This is a genomic window from Acinetobacter sp. YH12043 (assembly GCF_013419915.1).
In the GTDB taxonomy this organism is placed as follows: domain Bacteria; phylum Pseudomonadota; class Gammaproteobacteria; order Pseudomonadales; family Moraxellaceae; genus Acinetobacter.
Map to the genome: position 1 here is coordinate 156,828 of NZ_VOZD01000002.1, position 22,138 is coordinate 178,965.

Sequence of the window (22,138 nt, forward strand, 5' to 3'; positions counted from 1 at the left end):
TTCGCAGCGAGTATGTCCAAGTTTTGGGCAGTTTTAGTAATTTTTTCAAGATCAAGAATAAAGCAGAAAAATAAGGAGTATTTTCTATAAAACTTGTCGTCTAAAAATTCTCTTCTTAAAAATTTAATTATTTCTATTCTGATAGAATTTTAATTTTTATATATAAATAAAATTTATTCATCATCAAAGTGTTAATGACTTTTAGTGAATTAACTAATTATTTTAATAATTTATAATACCTTTAGATCCGATGCCAGAATTATCCAACCTACTTTTATCCAAATTTTTAAATACTAAAAATTAAAAAAGCCCCGAATGGAGCTTTTTTAAATTGAAGTTTTAACCTAATTTATTGACTAATTTTAGCGGCAATACTTTCATTGCCAGACCGAGTGGCAACCAAGGCCATTTCGGTACATAGGCTTTGACTGGCGCTTTCTCAATTTCTTCTGCCAATAAACGTGAACCAGTTTTCTCATCCACTTCAAATGGTAATTTTTTCGCGCCATCATTAATTTCAGTACGAATATAGCCTGGGAAAATGGTCGTGACTTTAATTGGTGTATCAATTAGCTCAGCACGAATGCCTTCAGCCAGATGTGCAACCCCAGCCTTACTTGCGCCATAAGCAGTCAAGTGTTTTGGCATACCACGCATTGCGCTCATCGATGAAATCATCACCAGATGACCGGAGTTTTGTGCGCGGAAAATTTCCACTGCAGCTTCACATTGTGCCAATGCAGAAATAAAGTTGGTTTCAACAGTAGCTTTATTGATCGCAAAATTACCTTTACCAATCCGGCGGCCTTCACCTACACCGGCATTGACAATAATCCGGTCAATGGTGCCAAAGTCTTCTTTAAAGGCACGGAAAACTTCAAAAACCTGATCATAATTGGTCACATCCAGTGTTTTGGCAATGACTTTAATATCATATTGGCTCTCGAGTTCCTGCTTCAAAGTTTCCAGACGTTCCAGACGACGTGCACAAATCGCCAGGTTATACCCTTTTTTTGCAAATTCACGTGCCATACCGGCACCAATCCCTGAACTTGCACCAGTAATTAAAATCGTTTTAGCCATATTTTTACCCTATCCCTTTATTTTATAAGGTGTTTTATCTTCAATAATTTTTAAATCCAGGTTAGCAGGTCTGGACGCTGTGCTTTAATAAAATGATGTTCATTCAAACTGAGTAGCTGGGGTTCATTTCCGACCAGACGCAATGTAGTAATGCTGGTATTGGTAATTGCCCAGTTTAAAGCGAAAGTTTTTTCCGGACTCAGACCCAGGATTTTGCCTACCGCCACAGAGATGACGCCACCTGAGGTATACACGATTGCATAGCGCGGTTTAGTTTGCGCAAGCTGATCACATAAGTTCTGCAAACCGGTTTCTACGCGGCTTTTAAAATTTGGCCAGGATTCATCATATTCATGGTGATAATCATCACAGGTCCAGCGAGCAATCGCTCCACTAAAGATCTTGCTCAGATAATCCCGTGGATTGGCATGTTCTGAGACATCCTGCTTAAGCAGTTCAGGCTGATTAAAACGCGGTTCATAACGGGCAAAGACCTGCTGATGATTAAACTCATTCCAGGCACTATCGGTCAAAATCTCGCTTTCAGGAAAACATTCATCTAAAGATAACTGTGCCGTCTGTTGATGACGTTGCATAGAACCAGCCACTACATACGGTGCTTCTTTCAGAATTTCATCAAAATAACGACCGAGCAATTTTGCCTGTAGTTCCCCATTTGGCGAAAGCTGATCATAACTGGCTGCCCCGAAAGATGCCTGTCCATGCCGGATCAAGTAAATGGTGGTCATTTTGGCATTAACTCTTTAAATTTCAGGATATATTTTTGTGCAATGTCATTGGCTTCAAGCTTTTGTAGACCAATCAGTTTTAAGGCACGAATATGCAAGGCATGAATGACTACCCAAAAATCCTTAAAGGCTGGATTGTTGGTTTGTTTGTGGTAATAACGATAATAGATCTGCTGAGCAATTACCGAGAGACGGAAAATCCCAAACACTTCATAGAATGTCCAGTTTTCCGGTTGCAGACCGGTTTTCTCCAAATAGTAATCCACCACTTCTTTACGGGTAAACATACCTTTTAAATTGGTGGGCTGACGACGTGTTGCTTTAAAAATGGCATTGTCCGTATCTTCTACCCAATAAGCCAAGGCAGAACCCAAGTCCATCAGCGGATCACCCAGGGTGGCCATTTCCCAGTCCAGCACCCCAATAACTTCAGTTGGATTTTCTGGATCCAAAATGACATTATCAAAACGCCAGTCATTGTGAATGACACAGGTTTTAGAATCAGATGGAATATTATCTTTCAGCCAGTTACGCACGTATTTAAAAGATGGAACATTTAATGTTTTGGCTTTTTCGTAACGTGCATCCCAGCCTTCTACCTGACGACGGCAATAGCCTTCACCTTTGCCTAACTTTTCCAGTTCTGTACCAGTGTAAGGAACTTGGTGTAGTTCGATCAGCTTATCAATCACATTAATACATAGAGTCTGGATATCTGGTTCAGTCAGTTGTAATTCAGGCGGCAGCTTGGCACGCGGAATAATACCTTCAATGCGTTTCATCACATAAAAATCACAGCCAATGACTGATTCATCCTGACAAAGTGCCACCATTTCAGGTACGACTGGATAGTGTTCAGCCAAAGCTTTTTGTACATGATATTCACGTGCCATGTCATGCGCAGATTTAGCTTTAGTCCCTTGAGGCGGACGACGTAGAATCAAATCGGCATTGACATATTGCAAACGATAAGTCCAGTTTGAAGCTCCACCGGAATATTGAGTAAGCTCTAAAGGACCTTCTACATTTACTCCTTGTTGATTTAACCAATCTGTGATGGCCTGTACATCCAGTTCCTCACCTTCACGAACTGATCCACCTACATCAATGACCGCCATAATTTTTCCTTAAAATCTTCTAATACGTTTCAATGTTCTGTATATAAAGCCAGCTTATTTTTTACGACGTGTGCTATAACCACGTTTTGCCAGTTCCAGCTTGGCAATCATACCTTTATGCACTTCATCCGGACCATCAGCCAGACGTAAGGCACGGGCTTGGGCAAAGAATCCGGTCAGCGGTGTATCACGAGAAACACCCGCACCACCGTGGATCTGAATCGCCATATCCACAACTTTTTCCAGTACACTTGGCGCAACGACTTTAATTGCAGAAATTTCAGTCAGTGCTGCCATATTCCCTAAAGTATCCATTTTATAGGCAGCATACAAGGTTAATAGTCGAGCCTGATCAATGGCAACGCGAGCTTCTGCGACACGTTCCAGGTTACCACCCAGTTTTAAAATCTCTTTACCAAATGCGGTACGGCTCATACCCCGATCAATCATGAGTTCTAATGATTTTTCAGCAGCGCCGATGCAACGCATACAATGGTGAATACGGCCTGGCCCTAAACGACCTTGGGCAATTTCAAAGCCTTGACCTGCCCCCCCAATAAAATTCGAAACTGGAACACGAACATTATCAAAGCTGACTTCGCCGTGGCCATGTGGCGCATCATAATCACCAAAGACTGGAAGCATCCGTTCGATTTTTACGCCTGCAGTATCGACTGGAACTAAAACCATGGAATGCTGATGATGACGGTCTTTGGATTCATCTGGCGTCTGTGCCATAAAGATGATGATTTTGGCATTTGGATCACCCAAACCCGAAGACCACCATTTACGACCATTCAAAACAATTTCATCACCTTCAACTACCGCCGTCGCCTGCATATTGGTAGCATCACTTGAAGCCACTGCAGGCTCAGTCATACAGAACACTGAACGGATTTTCCCTTCCAGTAGTGGCATTAACCATTGCTGTTTTTGTTCTTCAGAACCATAGCGCCACAATACTTCCATATTGCCGCTATCTGGTGCATTACAGTTAAAGACGGTAGGTGCAATTAAGCTTCGTCCAGAAAGTTCAGCGATATGCGCATATTCCTGAACGGATAATCCCTGACCTAATTCTGGACAAGGCAAAAACATATTCCAGAGACCTGCCGCTTTGGCTTTATCTTTCAATGTTTCAAGTTCTGCCGGCCATTGCCATTTGGTCCAGTCACCGCCTTGATTCAGTTCATGCACCTGATGCCAGAAATCAGCCTCGACAGGTTCAATTTCATCAGTAATAAACTTTTTTGTTCTATTTAAATAATCCTGTGCACGTGCTGACAGCTCAAACATTGCTTTATCCCTCTGAATATTCTAATTCATACGCTTTACAACACCTTAACCCAAAACTTATTATGAATAAAATGATTTAATTCCATATAGTAGTATGCATAGTATTCATTCAAAAACCGTGATGGATCTACGAAATTTTCATCGTATTGATATTAATCTTTATCCACTTTTTATTGCCATTTACGAACAAAACAGTATTTCTAAAGCTGCGCAAATTCTATCGATAAGCCAGTCAGCGGCCAGTCATGCTTTACAACGTTTAAGACAGCATTTACAAGATGATTTATTTGTGCGAACTGGTAGCAAGATGCAACCTACGCCGTTTGCGGATCAGATCTATCCTGAAATTAAAAATGCACTTTTTACGATTCAGAATATTTCGATGCAGCATCAGCAATTCAGACCGGAATCGATTCATAGCTTAAAAATTGCTGTACATGACGAAATTGAACCCATGATATTTCCTAAACTGGTTCAACATTTCCAAAAAATTAACCTGGATCTTCAACTGAGTAGCATGAAACTCGACCGTAAAAATATTGCTGCAGATCTCGCCTCTCAACAGGTCGATTTTGTTATTGATCTGGAGCAAAGTATTAGTGAAAAAATTCAGTTTGAACGACTGGTACAGGATGAATTCGTGGTCTGTACACAACGAACAGAAATGAATGAACAGATTTATCTGGCCTCACCTCATATTGGCGTTTCCTCACGCCGTACGGGAGTTTTAGTTGAAGATATATATTTAAGTCGAAAACATTATTCCCGACAGATTTTTTTACGTTGTCAGCACTATTCCACAGCCCTGCAAATTCTGGAACAGCAAAAGACTGCCATGCTGACAATTCCTAAAAATGTTTTGACTCATCTACAGTTAGCAAACTGTCTGAATATTTTTGACGTTCCTGTACAACTGCCGAAAATTAATATGGGGATGTATTGGCATAAAGATTTGCAGGAGAATAAAAGACATCAATTTTTGAGAAATGAAATTTATAAAATTTTTGCTTAGGCTATTTATGAGATAATTTAAACTTGCTTAGGCTATTTTTATTATCAGGTTTTAGGATTGAGATTGGCCTAATTTGATAGTGCTTAGGCTATTTTATCGGTACAAAACAAAACACCGATTGATGGCTTTTTAAGCCCTATGCGGAGTGGCTTTGATCTAAAATGGCTCAACTTTTAGCTGTGTTTATGCGGCTGTTTTTGCTGATTTGGATCTTGCCCTTGTTACATCTCTCCACTACCTGGCAAATTGTGCTGGGCTTCGTACTTCTGTGTTTTTCCTATTTTCTGCTGCATAAAATTACGGTGTATTTAAAGGACCTATTTCGCCCCTTTAAGAAAGGTAAGAAATACTGGTGCAGGGTAAGTGCTGTCAGTGATGGTGACACCCTCACCTGCTACCGTTTTAATATCCGTCGCTCTGAGACCAAACTGCGTTTTGCCTATGTCGATGCGCCTGAATCTTCACAGGCATATGGTAAGGAATCACTACGCCTGGTTCAAAGTATGGTTAAAAATAAAATGATTCGGGTACAAATTACGGATATTGACCGTTATGGTCGCTGTGTCGGTGTGGTCTATCGTTATCGCAAGAATATCAATGAAGAGATTGTGAAACGTGGTGCGGCATGGGTTTATGAGGAATATATCCGGGATAAAAACCATTTACGCTATATGATGGAACTACAGAATAAAGCCAAAAAGCAGAAAAAAGGGTTATGGAAAAACAGCCGCCCTGTCCGTCCAAGTGTTTATCGTAAACAGATCAAAGCCTCATCTTGATATTTTAAAAATCAAAAATTTAGCCTATAAAAAGGGATTTGTACTAACAAATCCCTTTTCTTTGTTCATTTAATATACCTAATAGGCCAAATGCACCAGAAAGCGGAATGCCCCTGCAATAAGTGCTAGTGTCAAAAAACCTGCAAGCCATAAGCCGACAAACCATACTATCTGTTTGCGTGTCATAACTGCTCCTTAATGATAACCATCATCTCCAACACGTACCTTGTGTCGGAATACCCAATAGGACATACAGGTATAAATCACGATAATCGGAATCAGAATCAAGGCACCAATCAAGGCAAATAACTGACTATTTTCATGTGCCGCTGCCTGCCAGATCGTGACTGATGGCGGAATAATATATGGCCACAGACTAATCAGAAAACCGGTATATGCCAGGAATACCAGCACCAGCATATAGGAAAATGGACCTAGTTCACTGCGTCTTTTACAGGCGCGTAAGGCCAGCCAGGTAAACAATATGACCAAGATCGGTACGGGCATAAAGTAGGTAAATTGTGGCTGGCTGAACCAGCGCTCCGCAATTTGCGGATGGGTCAACGGCGTATAAACGCTGACAGCACCTAGAATAATCAGTAAGGCAATAATCAGTTTCGGCATCAGTTTAAACATGCGATCCTGTAAATCATCAGCGGTTTTATAAATGAGCCATCCACAGCCTAATGCTGCATATAGCACTACGACACTGACTCCGGTAAAGATACTGAATGGGCTAAGCCAGTCCAGACCACCGCCTACATAGACACCATTTCGTGTTTCAATCCCCTGAATATATGCACCCAGGATCATCCCTTGCAAGAAACTGGTAACGATCGATCCTCCAATAAAGGCTTTATCCCACCAGTGTTTGCTTTTATTCGCCTTAAAACGAAACTCAAAAGCGACACCACGAAAAATCAAGGCGATCACCATCAGGATAATGGGCATATATAGCGCTGAGAGTACCGTCGAATAAGCCAATGGAAAGGCAGCAAATAATCCGGCGCCCCCTAGAACCATCCAAGTTTCATTACCATCCCAGACCGGAGCGACCGTATTCATCATGACATCGCGTTCATCCTGATGCGGGAAGAATGGAAATAGAATGCCAATGCCCAGATCGAAACCATCGAGAATGGTATAGATCAGTACACCCAAGCCAATAATCGCAATCCAAATTAATGATAAATCAATCATTTTTTATCCTCCTGATCCGGATGTTCAGGAACCTCTTCAATACGTTCGCGAATACTGCTCAATGGTCGACGGGAAGCCTGAACCACATCGCTATCCGATTCATGGTGTGGTCTGGAATGAATAAATTCTGGTCCTCTATGCATAAGGCGCATCATGTAGAAAATTCCCACGCCAAAAACAACGCAGTACACCACCACAAAGATAATCAAGGTCAAACCGACCTGTTCAGCGGACACTGGTGATAATGCATCTTTGGTCCGCATAATGCCGTAGACAACCCAAGGCTGACGGCCGACTTCTGTGGTAAACCATCCTGCCAGCATGGCAAGAAATCCGGATGGACCCATGATGAGTGCAAAACGATGCAGACCACGTGACTCATAAAACCGTCCTCGAGTACGTGACCATAATCCCCAGAGTGCAAGCAAGAGCATTAACATACCCAGCCCGACCATAATCCGGAAACTCCAGAACACGACCAGTGAATTGGGTCGATCTTCAGGTGCAAAATCTTTAAGCCCCGTGACTTTTCCATCCATAGAATGCGTCAGAATCAGGCTACCCAATTTAGGAATACCAATTGCATATTTGGTTTCTTCAGCTTGCATGTCTGGAATCCCAAACAGGTATAAAGGCATTCCTTCATCATGATTGGTTTCCCAATGGCCTTCCATCGCGGCCAGTTTGGCTGGCTGATGTTCAAGTGTATTCAGACCATGCATATCCCCCACAAAAATCTGTAAAGGTGCAAGTGCCAGAATCAGCCACATAGCCATGGAAAACGAAGTTTTGACTAAAGGATCACGACGGCCCTTGATCAGATGCCATGCCGCTGTTGAGGCTACAAGTAAGGCCGAAACCAGAAAGGCGGCCATTGCCATATGGGCCAGACGATAAGGAAAAGACGGGTTAAATACGATCGCTACCCAGTCCTGCGGGACGATCAGGCCATTTTCAATCGCAAAACCTTGGGGGGTCTGCATCCAGCTATTGGAAGATAAAATCCAGAACATGGAAATACAGGTGCCGATTGCGACCATTAAAGTGGAGAAAAAGTGCGCTCGTGGGCCAACCCGATCCCAGCCAAAGAGCATGATGCCCAAGAATCCGGCTTCTAAAAAGAACGCAGTTAAAACTTCATAAGCCAGCAAGGGTCCGGTCACACTTCCAGCGACCCGGGAAAACTCACTCCAGTTGGTTCCGAACTGATAGCTCATTACCACACCGGATACGACGCCCATACCAAATGCGACGGCGAAAATTTTGACCCAAAACTTGAACAGATCCTGAAAAATCGGATTTTTAGTCTTTAACCAGCGCCATTCCAGAATAGCCAAAAAACTTGCTAATCCGATTGAAATTGCAGGAAAGATAATATGAAAAGATACAGTAAAGGCGAACTGTATTCGTGCTAACTCTAATGCAGTTAAACCCAGAGTCATAAACTTCACCTATGCAGTGTTATTTGGCATATCTGCCCTTCAGTTATTAAGTGATGGATTTTTCTAGTGCTTAGGTAGCTTAGGCTGAATCATTCTTAAAAGTATGTAGTCTTTTGTTGATTGTTTTTTAATCAGGTTAAAGACTTGTAATAACTTAGTCAAAAAGACGTTAACCATGCAAAAATTTTCAAAATTTCCCTCTTGTCTAATTCAATAAAGAGGCGTAAATTAGGCACAATTTAGTTAGCCAGGTTAACTATATGTTTCAACCCTCTTCCAGATTTCGTTCACTGTTGCTGCGTTGCGCACGACTCATGAGTGATGAAATCAATACTATTTTGTTATCCTCCCAACTTAATTATTCCTTATGGCAAGTGCTCTATACCATTCAATCCCAACAGCAATGCACACTGGTTGATATTTCAAGCTATTTAAATGTTTCAAAACCAAGCATAACCAAACGTATCCAGCATTTAAGTGAACTCGACTTAATCTGCCAGATCGAAACCGAAGATAAACGTCAGAAATTATTCAAACTCAGCGAGCAAGGGGTTAAAACCTTTAACCTGTGTTCCAAACAGATTGATGCTTTTGAAGATCAGTTACTGCAACAGATTGACGCACATGATCTGCAAAGCAGTAAAAACACTTTGGTACAGCTGATTCAGCAATTACATCCTTCATCTCAGGAAACACCACAATGAGCCAAGATCAAGCCCGCTTATGGACCTCTAATTTCGTCCTGGTCAGTCTGGTTAATTTCCAGCTCGTTCTGGTGTTTTACCTGCTGGTGATTGTGATTGTCGGTTTCTCGGTCGCTGAACTGGGAGCATCGACTGCACAAGCCGGTCTGGTATCCGGTCTGTTTATTGTCGGAACGCTAATTGGACGCTTATTTATTGGGAAATTGCTGAATCGTCTAGGACTGAAAAATACCCTGGTGATTGGCCTGACTGGCTTTTTGCTATTTTCCGGACTTTATATGATTCCGGCCAAACTAGAAGTGTTATTGGGTATTCGTCTGATACACGGCTTTATGATGGGTATGGCCTCTACCGTACTCGGCACAGTAATTGCGCAAACCATTCCAGCAACACGACGTGGTGAAGGTATTGGTTATTTCAGTATGAGCAGTACGCTTGGTACAGCGATTGGTCCTTTTGTCGGGATCTGGCTGATGACGAATTTTAATTATCAGGTGATTTTTATCTTTACTACTATTGTTGCGCTCAGCTGCCTGATTTGCGGTCTGTTTATCCAGCCGCCGCGCCTTAAAGCGAGTGGTACATCGACTTCCTCTGTTCCACAATCTGCCAGTAAGCTCGCTCAGTATGTAGAGCCGAATGCCTTGCCGATTGCTATCATTGTCCTGCTGGTGGCTACCTGTTATTCAGGCGTATTGTCCTTTATCCACTTCTATGCCAAAGACATCAATCTGGTCGAAGCAGCCTCTTTCTTCTTCCTGATGTATGCTTTTGCCATTCTGCTGTCGCGTCCATTTACTGGCCCATTAATGGATCGTAAAGGTGAAAACATCATTATCTATCCTGCAATCGTGATTATGGCAGTAGGTATTCTAATGCTGAGTCAGGCACAAAACTCTGTGATGTTACTGGCGAGTGCCGCGTTATTAGGTTTTGGTTTCGGGAATATCCAGTCCGTGTGTCAAACTATTGCTGTAAAAAGTACCACCTTGCAACGGATGGGTCTGGCCACCTCAACTTTCTTTATTGCGCTAGATGCCGGTCTTGGTTTCGGACCTTATTTCCTCGGTATGCTGCTGGATCAGGTGGGGTATCGTCAGCTTTATCTGTTCTCTGCATTGCTTACCTTTAGCTGTCTAATCTGGTATTACCTGCTGCATGGCCGCAAGGTTAAATCGACCTCAGTCAAAGCTTAAACAAGTTGATTCAATACTTTTTTAAACGGGCATCAAGCCCGTTTTTTATATCTCAACTCTTTTAAATGACGCTTATTTTTATCATTATGAAATATATAGTTCACATAATGTAAAATATATATTACATTCTAAATGATGTTGGAGTAAAGACATGTTAAAGAATGACATCATCGTGTTCCGTGCTAAAAAACGTTGGACACAACAACAGCTTGCTGATGCAGTGGCAGTCAGCCGCCAAACGATTGCCGCATTAGAAAAAGAGAAGTACAACCCTTCCTTGATTCTGGCATTCAAGTTAGCAAATGCACTTGAAACCACGATTGAGGAACTGTTTAGTTATGCTGAGGAAGAAACATGACACTATTGGTTATTGATGGCTAGTATTTTAAGTATTGTGGTTGCTGTGATCTGCTGTGAAATATATAAAATACGCTTTGAATGCTCACAAGAAGACAAAGACGAAAGAGGAACAATGATTTTATTAAAGCAGAAGTCATTATCCTATAACATTTTATTTTTGGGGATTAGTTCAGCCTTCTTGATCATCATCGGATTTGAAGGTTTCGGACTAAAATAGTTAGAACGTGAAATTTTCATTTACTGGATTATGTTCACCGGCTTCCTGCAAAGCATCGCATCAACCATTTATACGCATTATTTACGTAAAGATATCTTTAGCTAATATGTATGCCAAGAGAGATTTTCGAATCTCTCTTTTTATCAAAATCTAGAAACGTCGGCTAAAACGACGGCGATATTCTAGCGGCGTAAGTCCTGTTTTTCTATAAAATAAACGCCGAAATGAACTTGGATCCTGATAACCGACATTTTGCATAATCAGATCTATTGCCTGATCGGTTTCTTCAAGCCGTTTGCGGGCCGCTTCAATACGAATGGCTTGCAGATACTGGTTCGGTGCAATATTTAGCGCTTGTTTAAAATGCCGGATTAAAGTACGAGTGGTGACATTAAAACCTTCTGCCAGCGCATTCAAAGTAAACTCTTCATGAAAATGCTGCTCTAACCAGTCCTGAACTTTTTGCACCAGTTCATCATGATGTGGTTGTCCAATCTTCATTAATGAATAGGAGAGTTGGCTATCGCGTCGATAATCAATCACAAAGGATTTAGCAGATTGCATGGCAACTTCAAAACCATAGAAACGTTCGATCAGATGCAAGCCTAAGTCAAACCAGGCTAAGCCTCCACCTGCACAGTAAATATTCTGATCCCGGCTAATCATCAGATCGGCATTGAGTTTGACCTGAGGATAACGTGCACGAAACATGTCCTGAAAACCCCAATGTGTGGTCGCTACACGATCATCTAAAATACCCGCTTCTGCCAGAAAGAAATTCCCGGTGCAATTTCCAGCGATTAAGATGGATTGTGCATGAGCGAAAGTTAAAAACTGAATCAGGCCTGGGTTTTCATCCAGTACCTCTTGAAGAGGCGCGGCGATGGTCGGCACTACCAGAATATTTGCTGTTTGAATTTCTTGATATGAACAATGAGCTGGTAATTCCAGGCCGTTAATACAACGAATTGGTTGTCCATCTGGACTGGCGATCCTGACTTTAAACAGGCGTTGCACATTTTGCAGCTGAATCCGATTCCAGCTGACGCCAGCCATGGCGAATAAGTCGACGACACCTGTAATTGCTGAAGCCAAAGCACCATCAAAGCCTAAAATCACTACCTGTTGCATATTGTTCTGTTTGTCGCTTTTCACCCGTTTCATGTCATTATTGACAATCCTCCTTGATAAATGCAACTGTTAGTCTTGATGCTATCTCAAGGATTGCACATTCAGGACCGTACCGTGACTCAGCTGATTAATGATAAAAACCTCAATTTTCTGCTTTATGATGTTTTCAAACTCGAAGCCTTAACTGAACTGGAACGCTATCAGGATCATGACAAAAATACCTTTGATAGTATTCTGGAAACGGCAAAAGGCATCGCGACCGATTATTTTGCGCCGCATAATGCCAAGGCTGATCACCACGAACCGAGCTTTGATGGCAAACAGGTGAAGACCATTGATGAAGTAAAAATAGCATGGCAACAATTTGCTGATGCTGGTCTACTCTGCGCCCAGCATGATTACGCAGACGGCGGCATGCAATTGCCGACTTTGGTGAATATGGCCTGCAATGCCTATTTCATGTCGGCCAATCCTTCGACTGTTGCCTACTCTTTTCTGACAGCCGCTGCAGCAAATCTGATTCAAGCCTTTGCCTCTCCAGAACAAAAACAAATGTTCTTGCCGCATATGCTTAGTGGCCGCTTTGCCGGGACTATGGCGATGACCGAGCCGAATGTAGGTTCCTCTTTGGGAGATCTGACCACTAAAGCGATTCCTCAGTCAGATGGAAGCTATAAAATTAAAGGCCAGAAAATGTTTATTTCTGGTGGTGATCAGGACATTACTGAAAATATTGTACATCTAGTTTTGGCTCGTATCCAAGATGCTCCGCAAGGGGTAAAAGGTATTTCCCTATTCATCGTGCCGAAATTCAAAACCAATACAGATGGAACTATAGGTGAATCCAATGATGTACAATTAGCTGGCCTTTTACATAAAATGGGTTATCGTGGCACCACATCAACAGTGCTAAGCTTTGGAGAAAATGATAATTGCTTAGGCTATTTAATTGGTGAAGCGGGGCATGGCTTAAAATACATGTTCAAGATGATGAATGAAGCGCGCGTTGGTGTCGGTCTGGGTGCAGCCATGATCGGTTATCGTGGTTATCTGGAGTCTCTGGACTATGCTAAAAACCGTCCTCAAGGTCGTCCGGTTCATGAAAAAACACCTGACGCCAAGCCCGTGAATATCATTGAGCATACTGATGTCAAACGCATGTTATTGGCACAAAAATCTTATGTTGAAGGTGCTTTAGCGCTGTGCTTATTTGCAGCTCGTTTAATTGATGAACATCAGGCTGCACAAGATGAAGAGAGTACCATTTTGCTGGATCTCATTACACCAGTGGTCAAGTCCTTCCCTTCTGCCTATGGTCCTAAAGCCAATGATCTGGCGATCCAGGTCTTGGGTGGTGCGGGCTATACGCGTGAATATCCGGTTGAGCAATGCTATCGGGATAACCGCCTTAATCCGATTCATGAAGGCACTTATGGGATTCAGTCTCTGGATCTACTAGGTCGTAAACTCTGGCAGCACAATGGCAAAGGCCTGACCCTGCTCATGCAACGCATCCAGAAAACCTTGTCTGAGATTCAGGATAGCAAGTTAACAGAACTGGCAGATGTCTATAAACAGCATCTTGTCACTGTGCAAAAAACCACACAGGTTTTAGGTCAGGCTCTGCATCAAGGCAAAGTTAGTGAAACTTTGGCCAATTCTGGCCTATATCTGGATATGATGGGCAAAACTATTATTGCGTGGCTGTGGCTGGAAATGGCCAATCAGGCTCAACTTAAATTTGGCACATCTTCTCAACAGGAAGATCAAGCCTTTCTGGCGGGTAAAATTCAGGCAGCTCAATATTTTATTCATTGGGAACTGCCTGAAATTGAACATCAGGCTAAATTACTGATGAACTTCGATGACACCTGTCTAAATATGCAAAGTGACTGGTTCTAAATAAAAATCAATAAAAAATGCGCCTCGAATGGCGCATTTTTTATTTGTTTACATCATCAAGCCGCAGTGTCTTTTAGACCAAATTTCTTAAGCAGCTTGGCACGTTTCGAAGGCAGAATATTCGCTTTAGCCAGATCGCCTTGATAATGTTGATACACACGTTGATCCATCATCTTGTACCACAATGGTGGAATCAGTGCCGGTATCAGCATGGTGGCATAACCACTTGGTAATTCTGGTGCTTCATCAAAATGTCGCAATGCCTGAAATGGTCGGCTTGGATAGGCATGATGATCCGAATGGCGTTGTAACTGGTACAGGAACAGGTTGGTCACGATGTTGTTATTGTTCCAGCTATGTTCGGGCAAGGTTCGCTCATAGGTACCATCTGCTTTTTGCCCGCGTTTCAATCCATAGTGTTCGATATAATTCACGATCTCAAACAGGCTGATGCCGTAAAAGGCTTGGGTCAGCGTATAAGGAATGATTTTCTTGCCATACGTTTTCAGCATTAAGGCATGGTAACCTGCGCTCATCGCCCAGCCATGAAATAACTCATTTTCCAGACTAAAAAATTTTAAGCCTTTACGTTCCAAACGTCTTTTTTCTATCTGAATTGCTGATTTCAAGCCACCCAATACAGTACGTGGCCAGAAACGGTAAAAGGATTCTCCCATTTTCGAAGATGCCGGGTCTTCTGGCGTCGCCACCCGTTTATGATGTCCATAAGGATGCTCAATCCGGAAATGATTATAGGCCAGTGGCATCAGGCTGGCATGCGACCAGTAATGGTCTTTTTTCTGAGGGCGATGGCTCAGCTCATGTGCAGTATTCACACCGATTCCATTGATCGCCCCCATAGAAACGCCAAGTAGAACCTGATCGACCAGAGAAACATTTGGACGGGATACGACATAGCCTGCAAAAGCATTGGCAGCCATTTGCAAAGGAATAAACACCTTCACGATCCGGTCATAATAAGGATCTTTGACCAATGCCTGAATCTGCTCATCATTTGGATTATTGGCATCATCACCAATTAAAGCATCTAATGTTGGGATAATCACATGCAATAATAAAGGCCCACCCATCGCAAAGACTTTTTTAGTGGCTTTGGGACCAAAATGATAGCCAGCCAGAATTCCCATACCGATCACAGGCAAACCGGGACTCAGCAGCCAGCCAAAACGTTTTTTATCCAGTTGTAAACCTTTCAGTGCTGACGCATCCTGCGTGAACTGAGCTTTGCTAATTTGTGCAGGGGCATTCATTGCGACCCTCCTTTTTATGTTACTCTGCACATATAGTTGAATATTTCAGCATTAGCGAACAGTATTAAACGTCCAGAAAAACTATGTCAGCGTCTTTGGCGCAATAGGCCAAGTCTTGGCCTTAAATCACAAGACTGGGCTATTTAAATTTAATTAAATGAATTAAAACAAAAGAATAGAGTCAGGCATGGATGCTTTAAGTAAAATTTTTGATGATATTCATCTGGAAAAATCCGAATATCTCTACCTCAATGTGTTTCATCCAGGCGGGTTTGATTATCAGTATGAACCGTCCATGCTGGCTTATGTATTATTACAGGGTCAAGCGCGATTAATATTCAAAGATGGCGATCTGCTTGAGCTGCAACAAGGTGATCTGGTGTTATTGCCTGCTGGTTCTGCCCATCGGATTTCTAGTCCCGGTAATGCGGATTTTTCTGAACATCATTCGATCAATTCTTATTTTCAGACTCATGCACAGCAATGTGTGGATCTCAATATCACCCATTCAGCAGAACGTAGTTTTATTTTGGCGATTCGTTCCAATCTGGATATCCAGATGGCGAAACCGCTATTGAGTGCTTTACCTAAATATCTGCACATCCAGCATATTCTGGGAGATACAGCACCAGAATGGTTACAAGTTGGTTTGCAATTTCTGGCATTGGAAACCCAGCAACTTCGTCCGGGACGAGACAAAATTCTGGATCATCTGGTCAGTATTTTACTGATTGAATGCGTACGAGATTATATTTTGAATCTGGAAAATGCTTCGAGCTGGCTGAATGCTCTTTCGCATCCTGAACTGTCCAATGCATTGGCGGCAATTCATGGAAAACCCGAACAGCCTTGGACCGTTGAAAGTCTGGCTGAGCAATGCCATATGTCGCGTTCAAAATTTGCCCAGCTCTTTACCCAGATTGTTGGTGAGCCGCCATTGGCTTATCTGCAACAGCATCGACTTCGACTGGCAGCACAATATCTCAGAAATAGCGGATTTAGCATCCAGCAGATCGCCTATCTGGTAGGCTATTCTTCGGAAACGGCGTTTAGTCAAAGCTTTAAAAAACAGTTTGAACAAACCCCGACCCGATACCGTATTGCCTGTCAAAAAAGCAAGACGCCTTTATTGGACTAAGGCTAGTACCGCTTTGACAGGATCTTCACTGTTGCCGGAAAGCAGCTGCTTGTGCATGGTGAGATGCTGCATCACCTGAATTTGAGCTGCTTCAATATCCATCAATTTTTCAATTTCAGCAGCCAGGTTTTCAGGCGTCGCTTCTGACTGGATTAATTCTTGAATGACTTTTTTACCAGCAATGATATTTGGCAATGAGAAATAAGGAATTTTGACCAGCAATTTGGCAATCTGATAAGTCAGCCAGTGCAATTTATAAAAGGTCACCATCGGACGATGCAATAACATGGCTTCCAGTGTCGCAGTACCTGAAGCTAAGGCAATAATATTGGAAGCATTCATGACTTGGCGGCCAATTTTTGACTCGCTACTGGTATTTTCCATCAGGCGGATATGCGCTTTTAAACTGTCCGGATATTGTGCCAGCAAGTTTTCAATCTGCTGTTTGCGCATCTCATTAATGGCGGGAATCAGAAACGTATAATCCGGGTATTTCTGATGCAGAATTTTGGCTGCATCCAGTACCAATGGTCCTAAACGTTCAATTTCCCCACGGCGGCTCCCTGGCAGCAGTGCAATATATTTTTGTGCAGGATCTAAACCCAGTTCTGCCTGTGCTTCAGCCAGATCATTGTTGAGGGGTAACTGGCTTGCCAATGGATGACCGACAAAGGCAGCCGGAACATCCCATTTCTTGAAAAATGCTTTTTCAAATGGAAACAGGCACAGCACCAGGTCAATACTGGCTTTGATACCATGTACCCGGCCTTGACGCCATGCCCAGACCGAAGGACTGACATATTGCACGGTCTTAATCGGTAACTGTTTTTGCTTCAGGGTTTTGGAAAGACGCAAATTAAAATCAGGCGCATCAATTCCAATGAAAACATCGACTGGATCTTTCGTCCAGGTCTCGACCAGACCATCACGAACCGCAAACAGTTTTTTAATATCTTTCAGGACTTCAACAATGCCCATGACCGAGAGAATATCCATTGGATAGTAGCTCTTGAAGCCTTCAGCCAGCATTTGCGGCCCACCAATCCCTTCAAATTCTGCATCAATACCCTGCTCTCGAAAACTACGGATGAGCTTCGCACCAAGCGTATCTCCCGATACCTCTCCCACCACGATTCCGATTTTAAGTTTCCGATTCTGCAAGTGTATTTCCTCAAATGAGACAAATTAATTCCGTTCAGATTCTATCATAAAGCATGATTTGAGCATGCCTAAGTGTTGAACTCACAAATCTTGGCTACCTCAAATAATTAAACTACTGGAATCTGGACAATGCGCGCGCCTTAGCCCAGCTTAAAAATTAAAATAAATTTAAAGCGGCTGATCTTTAAACAAATAAATAAAAAGGCATTTTGCAGAAGCTTTATCAATTTTCATACTTAGCAATAGAAAGGTATGCTAGATGATTCAAATTAAAATATAAATCAGGATGAATTACTTTAAATTTTATAGTCTTTATCTCTTTTTAGAATAAGCAAATCAATAATCAAGACAACGACTTATATTTAAAAGTCATAAGATATGCTCGTTTTTTGATTTTGGCATATATGCATGTTTGGTCCGATTGAATTTATTTTAGCAGGTGTATTGGTTGGTTTCTGTGTTGGGATTACCGGTGTCGGTGGCGGTTCGTTGATGACCCCAATCCTGATTACACTGCTTCGGGTTGAACCGCATATCGCGATTGGTACAGACCTTCTTTATGCCGCAATTTCTAAATTCTGTGGTTCACTGGTTCATGCCAAGAAAATGAATATTGTCTGGCCTATTGTGATCTGGCTGGCGATCGGCAGTATCCCTGCCTCATTTGTGACCCACTGGGTACTAGAGAATTATCTCAGTCAATCGACACATTATAAAGCAACGCTGACCATGGTATTGGGCTTTATGCTGACCCTTACTGGTGCATCTATTGTATTCCGCAATTCTATTGAAAAATTCTTTAATAAATACCGCAAACAAGAACTGCCTGATATGACTCAGGATCTAGACAAAGTTGACTTTAAATCTAGCAATAAACGTGTCTTGATCGTGATTATGGGGATTGTACTGGGCGTGTTTGTGACCCTGTCATCTGTCGGTGCCGGTGCTTTCGGTATTATGGCCTTGATCCTGATGTTCCCGAACCTGCCGATGATCCGCATTATCGGTTCGGATGTGGTACATGCCGTACTTCTAACTTTAGTCGCAGGTCTGGGCCATATGAGCGCAGGTAATGTAGACTTTACTTTATTAGGCTGGTTACTTTGCGGTTCTATTCCAGCGATTGTGATTGGTACGTTGATCAGTTCACGTATGCCAGAGAAAATTATCCGTAAAATTCTTGGGATTACCCTGTTCTGTCTTGGCGTGAATTTCATTGTGAATCCAGTCAAGTCAAAACCGGTACAATCCGCCCAACCTGAATTGATAACAACAGCAGAAAAAGCTCCTGCTGTTTAAACTAAATCATGGATTCATCACTTTTTTTTCAAAGAAGTATTCATCTTTTTTATAACAAAGTGACGCATCATTCATGTTATATTCAGGCTATTAAACAACCTTTTGTATGATCAAACCAGTGACGGCAATGAATACACTACAGTCAAAACCTATTTCAGCATCAGATATTGATGACGTGAATATCCAAAGCATGATTCCTTTGGTAACACCTGCTCAGTTGAAAGCAGAGTTACCTTTGACTGAAACTGCTTATCAAACCGTACTGCATGGTCGTGAAACGATTCGTAATATCCTGGATGGCAAGGATAAGCGTATTTTTGTAGTGATTGGTCCATGTTCAATTCATGATCCAGCGGCTGCGCATGAATATGCTGAACGTTTAAAAGCTTTAAGCGAAAAAGTAAAAGATAGCCTGTATATCGTAATGCGTGTTTATTTTGAAAAACCGCGTACAACTGTAGGCTGGAAAGGTCTGATCAATGACCCTGATATGAATGACTCTTTCAATATTGAGAAAGGTCTGCGTATCGGTCGTAAACTGTTACTGGAGCTGAATGAACTTGGCCTGCCATGTGCAACAGAAGCACTGGATCCAAACTCTCCACAGTACTATCAGGATTTAATTTCATGGTCAGCGATCGGTGCACGTACTACCGAGAGCCAAACTCACCGTGAAATGTCTTCTGGCCTGTCTTCACCAGTCGGCTTCAAAAATGGTACAGACGGCGGCTTAACTGTTGCGACCAATGCAATGCAATCTGTTAAACATGGTCACAGCTTCCTGGGTCTAAATGACCAAGGTCAGGTTGCGGTGATTCGTACTTCAGGGAATCCATATGCACACGTGGTTCTACGTGGCGGTAATGGCAAACCTAACTACGATGCAGGTTCAGTTGCAGATGCTGAGGCAGCGCTTGCGAAAGCCAAAGTCAGCGGCAAGATCATGATTGATGCCAGCCACGCAAACTCAAATAAAGACCCGTACTTACAACCGCTTGTCTTAAAAAATATTACTGAACAAATTCTTGATGGAAACAAGTCAATTGTTGGTATTATGGTAGAAAGTCACCTGAAAGGTGGCCGTCAGGATATTCCTGCCAATCTTTGTGATCTGGAATATGGAAAATCAGTGACTGATGGCTGTATCGATTGGGAGACCACAGAAAAAGTGTTGCTTGACATGCATGAGGCATTGAAGGACGTTTTACCTAATCGTTAAACGAACTGACAAACGCCATCGACAAGATGGCGTTTTCATTTCTGAACAAGGAAAATTTTATCTGATGAATGAAATTGAAACTGCATTAAGTCAAATTGAAAATTTTCAGTTCATCCATGACCATCTGTTCAGCTCTGGTCAGCCGACAACTGAACAACTGAGGTTGATTAAAGAATACGGCGTATCCACCGTAATCAATGTGGCATTAACAGATAGCGATCATCATCTGTTACATGAAGATAAAATTTGTCTTGATCTTGGCCTGAACTATATCCAGTTGCCGATCTCCTGGGAAACCCCTTCGGATAGCCAATGCCTGCTGGTACTGGATCTGATTGATCATCTGGTCAAAGAACAAATGGTCTGGGTACATTGTACGCAGAATTATCATGTCAGCTGCCTGATGTATTTATATCGTCAATACTATATGAATATGGACATGCCGACTGCACAGGAATATCTGCATCAGCTCTGGGAACCGAATGAAACCTGGACCGGTTTAATTCATGCGGTTGCCCTACAGCTGCAAGGCCGTAAAGCAACACAGGAACTGGAATTATCCCTGATTCATCCTAATAACTTCGGTTGATGTTATTTGTAATGACTGATCAGAACAGTTGCCATAGACAGAATACCTTCCTGACGACCAGTAAATCCTAATTTTTCAGTGGTTGTGGCTTTAATACTGATTTGAGTCACATCCACATCCAGTACATCGGCAATGCTCTGACGCATTTCCAGGTTATGTTTAGCCAGCTTTGGACGTTCACAAGCTACAGTGATGTCAGCGTTATTCAGGCGATAACCACGATCCAAAATTAGCTGATAGACATGCTTTAATAAAACCTTGCTGTCTGCACCTTTAAACTGCGGATCGGTATCTGGAAAATGCTGGCCAATATCGCCTAGCGCCAAGGCACCTAGCAAAGCATCACAAAGTGCATGTAAAACCACATCACCATCAGAGTGTGCTTTCAAGCCATGCGTATGTGGAATCTGAATACCTGCCAGAGTGACAAAATCACCTTCTTCAAATGCATGTACATCCAGTCCCTGACCAATACGAATTTGTGCAATCACTTTTATATCCTTTAGAAATAACTGATTGAAATCTTGTACACGACGTTTCTATTTCGCTATAGTTAGACCTAGCGTAACACAGTGAAAGTATAAGCGATCATGCTACTGAAAACTGATATAAATATGATGAAAATAATGGGACTTTTACTCGGGACAGGCCTTTTTGCTAGCAGCATTCATGCTGAATCGCTGGACTGTAACAGTCATCATAACAATAACGCAGCCATGAAAAAGATCTGCTCAGCCTCTCTTGATGAACCGCGTGAAAAACTGACAGATCAATATTTTACCGCTTTTCTGATTACAGATGCGCCTGTTCGCTTATTACAAGATACTCAGCAGCTATGGAGTACACGCTTACAGCAATGTAAGACGCTGGACTGCTTTAAACAGCAATTTGACCAGCGTCTGGATGACCTCAATATTTATATTTCCCTAAATCAGAGCCTGACTCAGCACTATCTGAAGTTTGAACAGGGACAAATGGCCAAGCAGCCGATTCATCTTAAGATTCATCAGCTGACGAAAGATCGCATCAAGATTGAAGGGATCGCCTACCGCAATCCGAATAATCGTGCAGAAACCCAGACCATTCCTTTTTTGGCCTATACCACGACGGAAACTAAAAGCCAGATTACGGATAATGAGCATGACTGCAAATATACCTTTAACTATAGCAAGGCAATCTTGACGGTCAGTACTGAACAAAAAGGCTGTGAGCGCTTTAGTGGTATTTATCGTTTATATGATTAAACAGCCGACTTTTATTTTTATCTATCAA

General features: G+C 42.2%; 22 protein-coding genes. 11 read left to right on the forward strand and 11 right to left on the reverse strand.

Features of this window, described 5'->3' with window-relative positions:
- Positions 1-339: 339 nt before the first annotated feature.
- The 4 genes from FTU01_RS01755 to FTU01_RS01770 are packed head-to-tail and all read right to left on the reverse strand — an operon-like array spanning position 340 to position 4,246.
- Entirely contained in the window at positions 340-1,083 is a 744-nt protein-coding gene (locus FTU01_RS01755; RefSeq protein ID WP_180137947.1) for an SDR family oxidoreductase, read from the reverse strand.
- Positions 1,084-1,133: 50 nt separating this feature from the next.
- Positions 1,134-1,832, reverse strand: coding sequence for a histidine phosphatase family protein (locus FTU01_RS01760; protein ID WP_034702771.1), 699 nt, complete (start codon positions 1,830-1,832; stop codon positions 1,134-1,136).
- Entirely contained in the window at positions 1,829-2,950 is a 1,122-nt protein-coding gene (locus FTU01_RS01765) for a phosphotransferase family protein (protein ID WP_180137948.1), read from the reverse strand. The genes FTU01_RS01760 and FTU01_RS01765 overlap by 4 nt, the downstream gene beginning before the upstream one ends.
- Positions 2,951-3,004: 54 nt before the next feature.
- Complete coding sequence (locus tag FTU01_RS01770) at positions 3,005-4,246, reverse strand: acyl-CoA dehydrogenase family protein (RefSeq protein ID WP_180137951.1); 1,242 nt, start codon at positions 4,244-4,246, stop codon at positions 3,005-3,007.
- Between the two features lie 94 nt (positions 4,247-4,340).
- On the opposite strand from FTU01_RS01770, the gene FTU01_RS01775 reads away from it, so the two are divergent.
- Both FTU01_RS01775 and FTU01_RS01780 read left to right on the forward strand, forming a co-directional pair.
- On the forward strand, positions 4,341-5,258 hold the full coding sequence (locus tag FTU01_RS01775; RefSeq protein WP_125278631.1) for a LysR family transcriptional regulator: 918 nt from the start codon (positions 4,341-4,343) through the stop codon (positions 5,256-5,258).
- 161 nt (positions 5,259-5,419) lie between these two features.
- Complete coding sequence (locus FTU01_RS01780; protein ID WP_180137960.1) at positions 5,420-6,037, forward strand: thermonuclease family protein; 618 nt, start codon at positions 5,420-5,422, stop codon at positions 6,035-6,037.
- A 78-nt stretch (positions 6,038-6,115) separates the two neighbouring features.
- Here the strand turns inward: FTU01_RS01780 and FTU01_RS01785 are convergent, their stop codons facing one another.
- Genes FTU01_RS01785 through FTU01_RS01795 form a run of 3 tightly spaced genes read right to left on the reverse strand, consistent with a single transcriptional unit; the run spans position 6,116 to position 8,679 of the window.
- Positions 6,116-6,223: a DUF2474 domain-containing protein gene (locus FTU01_RS01785; protein WP_104426067.1), complete on the reverse strand. Its 108-nt coding sequence runs from the start codon at positions 6,221-6,223 to the stop codon at positions 6,116-6,118.
- Positions 6,224-6,232: 9 nt separating this feature from the next.
- Positions 6,233-7,237 carry a cytochrome d ubiquinol oxidase subunit II gene (cydB, locus tag FTU01_RS01790; RefSeq protein ID WP_180137962.1) on the reverse strand — a complete coding sequence of 335 codons (1,005 nt, stop codon included), beginning with the start codon at positions 7,235-7,237 and terminating at the stop codon, positions 6,233-6,235.
- The gene (locus FTU01_RS01795; RefSeq protein WP_180137964.1) at positions 7,234-8,679 is read right to left on the reverse strand and encodes a cytochrome ubiquinol oxidase subunit I; all 1,446 of its coding nucleotides are present in this window, start codon (positions 8,677-8,679) and stop codon (positions 7,234-7,236) included. The genes cydB and FTU01_RS01795 overlap by 4 nt, the downstream gene beginning before the upstream one ends.
- Positions 8,680-8,939: 260 nt before the next feature.
- Here FTU01_RS01795 and FTU01_RS01800 point away from each other — a divergent pair, with 260 nt between their 5' ends.
- The 3 genes from FTU01_RS01800 to FTU01_RS01810 all read left to right on the forward strand — a co-directional run bounded on the left by FTU01_RS01800 (position 8,940) and on the right by FTU01_RS01810 (position 10,937).
- Entirely contained in the window at positions 8,940-9,383 is a 444-nt protein-coding gene (locus tag FTU01_RS01800) for a MarR family winged helix-turn-helix transcriptional regulator (protein ID WP_180011026.1), read from the forward strand.
- Positions 9,380-10,579, forward strand: coding sequence for an MFS transporter (locus tag FTU01_RS01805; RefSeq protein ID WP_180137966.1), 1,200 nt, complete (start codon positions 9,380-9,382; stop codon positions 10,577-10,579). The genes FTU01_RS01800 and FTU01_RS01805 overlap by 4 nt, the downstream gene beginning before the upstream one ends.
- Positions 10,580-10,730: 151 nt before the next feature.
- Positions 10,731-10,937, forward strand: coding sequence for a helix-turn-helix transcriptional regulator (locus tag FTU01_RS01810; RefSeq protein ID WP_180014751.1), 207 nt, complete (start codon positions 10,731-10,733; stop codon positions 10,935-10,937).
- Between the two features lie 369 nt (positions 10,938-11,306).
- Here FTU01_RS01810 and FTU01_RS01815 read toward each other — a convergent pair whose 3' ends face one another.
- Positions 11,307-12,287, reverse strand: coding sequence for a GlxA family transcriptional regulator (locus FTU01_RS01815; protein WP_180137980.1), 981 nt, complete (start codon positions 12,285-12,287; stop codon positions 11,307-11,309).
- 78 nt (positions 12,288-12,365) lie between these two features.
- On the opposite strand from FTU01_RS01815, the gene FTU01_RS01820 reads away from it, so the two are divergent.
- Positions 12,366-14,189, forward strand: coding sequence for an acyl-CoA dehydrogenase (locus FTU01_RS01820; RefSeq protein WP_180137982.1), 1,824 nt, complete (start codon positions 12,366-12,368; stop codon positions 14,187-14,189).
- Positions 14,190-14,245: 56 nt separating this feature from the next.
- Here FTU01_RS01820 and FTU01_RS01825 read toward each other — a convergent pair whose 3' ends face one another.
- A complete protein-coding gene (locus tag FTU01_RS01825) occupies positions 14,246-15,460 on the reverse strand; it encodes an alkane 1-monooxygenase (RefSeq protein ID WP_180070798.1) in 1,215 nt (404 codons plus the stop codon).
- A gap of 187 nt (positions 15,461-15,647) precedes the next feature.
- Between FTU01_RS01825 and FTU01_RS01830 the strand changes: the two genes are divergently transcribed.
- Positions 15,648-16,598, forward strand: a complete 951-nt coding sequence (locus FTU01_RS01830) for an AraC family transcriptional regulator (RefSeq protein WP_125278640.1) — start codon at positions 15,648-15,650, stop codon at positions 16,596-16,598.
- Here FTU01_RS01830 and lpxB read toward each other — a convergent pair.
- Positions 16,587-17,759, reverse strand: coding sequence for a lipid-A-disaccharide synthase (gene lpxB / locus FTU01_RS01835; RefSeq protein ID WP_125278641.1), 1,173 nt, complete (start codon positions 17,757-17,759; stop codon positions 16,587-16,589). The genes FTU01_RS01830 and lpxB overlap by 12 nt on opposite strands.
- A gap of 408 nt (positions 17,760-18,167) precedes the next feature.
- On the opposite strand from lpxB, the gene FTU01_RS01840 reads away from it, so the two are divergent.
- From FTU01_RS01840 to FTU01_RS01850, 3 genes are all read left to right on the forward strand, one after another.
- Positions 18,168-19,058, forward strand: a complete 891-nt coding sequence (locus tag FTU01_RS01840; RefSeq protein WP_180137968.1) for a sulfite exporter TauE/SafE family protein — start codon at positions 18,168-18,170, stop codon at positions 19,056-19,058.
- 127 nt (positions 19,059-19,185) lie between these two features.
- Entirely contained in the window at positions 19,186-20,277 is a 1,092-nt protein-coding gene (locus FTU01_RS01845; RefSeq protein WP_125278643.1) for a 3-deoxy-7-phosphoheptulonate synthase, read from the forward strand.
- Between the two features lie 64 nt (positions 20,278-20,341).
- Entirely contained in the window at positions 20,342-20,866 is a 525-nt protein-coding gene (locus FTU01_RS01850; RefSeq protein WP_180017435.1) for a protein tyrosine phosphatase family protein, read from the forward strand.
- 2 nt (positions 20,867-20,868) lie between these two features.
- Here FTU01_RS01850 and ispF read toward each other — a convergent pair whose 3' ends face one another.
- On the reverse strand, positions 20,869-21,357 hold the full coding sequence (gene ispF / locus FTU01_RS01855; RefSeq protein WP_034171374.1) for a 2-C-methyl-D-erythritol 2,4-cyclodiphosphate synthase: 489 nt from the start codon (positions 21,355-21,357) through the stop codon (positions 20,869-20,871).
- 99 nt (positions 21,358-21,456) lie between these two features.
- Here ispF and FTU01_RS01860 point away from each other — a divergent pair, with 99 nt between their 5' ends.
- Positions 21,457-22,110: a hypothetical protein gene (locus FTU01_RS01860; protein WP_159122884.1), complete on the forward strand. Its 654-nt coding sequence runs from the start codon at positions 21,457-21,459 to the stop codon at positions 22,108-22,110.
- Positions 22,111-22,138: the final 28 nt, after the last annotated feature.

Coding starts and splice junctions, on each gene's coding strand:
- FTU01_RS01755 (WP_180137947.1), bottom strand. CDS start 1,083: ATGGCTAAAACGATTTTAATTACTGGTGCAAGTTCAGGGATTGGTGCC.
- FTU01_RS01760 (WP_034702771.1), bottom strand. CDS start 1,832: ATGACCACCATTTACTTGATCCGGCATGGACAGGCATCTTTCGGGGCA.
- FTU01_RS01765 (WP_180137948.1), bottom strand. CDS start 2,950: ATGGCGGTCATTGATGTAGGTGGATCAGTTCGTGAAGGTGAGGAACTG.
- FTU01_RS01770 (WP_180137951.1), bottom strand. CDS start 4,246: ATGTTTGAGCTGTCAGCACGTGCACAGGATTATTTAAATAGAACAAAA.
- FTU01_RS01775 (WP_125278631.1), top strand. CDS start 4,341: ATGCATAGTATTCATTCAAAAACCGTGATGGATCTACGAAATTTTCAT.
- FTU01_RS01780 (WP_180137960.1), top strand. CDS start 5,420: ATGGCTCAACTTTTAGCTGTGTTTATGCGGCTGTTTTTGCTGATTTGG.
- FTU01_RS01785 (WP_104426067.1), bottom strand. CDS start 6,223: ATGACACGCAAACAGATAGTATGGTTTGTCGGCTTATGGCTTGCAGGT.
- cydB (WP_180137962.1), bottom strand. CDS start 7,237: ATGATTGATTTATCATTAATTTGGATTGCGATTATTGGCTTGGGTGTA.
- FTU01_RS01795 (WP_180137964.1), bottom strand. CDS start 8,679: ATGACTCTGGGTTTAACTGCATTAGAGTTAGCACGAATACAGTTCGCC.
- FTU01_RS01800 (WP_180011026.1), top strand. CDS start 8,940: ATGTTTCAACCCTCTTCCAGATTTCGTTCACTGTTGCTGCGTTGCGCA.
- FTU01_RS01805 (WP_180137966.1), top strand. CDS start 9,380: ATGAGCCAAGATCAAGCCCGCTTATGGACCTCTAATTTCGTCCTGGTC.
- FTU01_RS01810 (WP_180014751.1), top strand. CDS start 10,731: ATGTTAAAGAATGACATCATCGTGTTCCGTGCTAAAAAACGTTGGACA.
- FTU01_RS01815 (WP_180137980.1), bottom strand. CDS start 12,287: ATGCAACAGGTAGTGATTTTAGGCTTTGATGGTGCTTTGGCTTCAGCA.
- FTU01_RS01820 (WP_180137982.1), top strand. CDS start 12,366: ATGCTATCTCAAGGATTGCACATTCAGGACCGTACCGTGACTCAGCTG.
- FTU01_RS01825 (WP_180070798.1), bottom strand. CDS start 15,460: ATGAATGCCCCTGCACAAATTAGCAAAGCTCAGTTCACGCAGGATGCG.
- FTU01_RS01830 (WP_125278640.1), top strand. CDS start 15,648: ATGGATGCTTTAAGTAAAATTTTTGATGATATTCATCTGGAAAAATCC.
- FTU01_RS01840 (WP_180137968.1), top strand. CDS start 18,168: ATGTTTGGTCCGATTGAATTTATTTTAGCAGGTGTATTGGTTGGTTTC.
- FTU01_RS01845 (WP_125278643.1), top strand. CDS start 19,186: ATGAATACACTACAGTCAAAACCTATTTCAGCATCAGATATTGATGAC.
- FTU01_RS01850 (WP_180017435.1), top strand. CDS start 20,342: ATGAATGAAATTGAAACTGCATTAAGTCAAATTGAAAATTTTCAGTTC.
- FTU01_RS01860 (WP_159122884.1), top strand. CDS start 21,457: ATGCTACTGAAAACTGATATAAATATGATGAAAATAATGGGACTTTTA.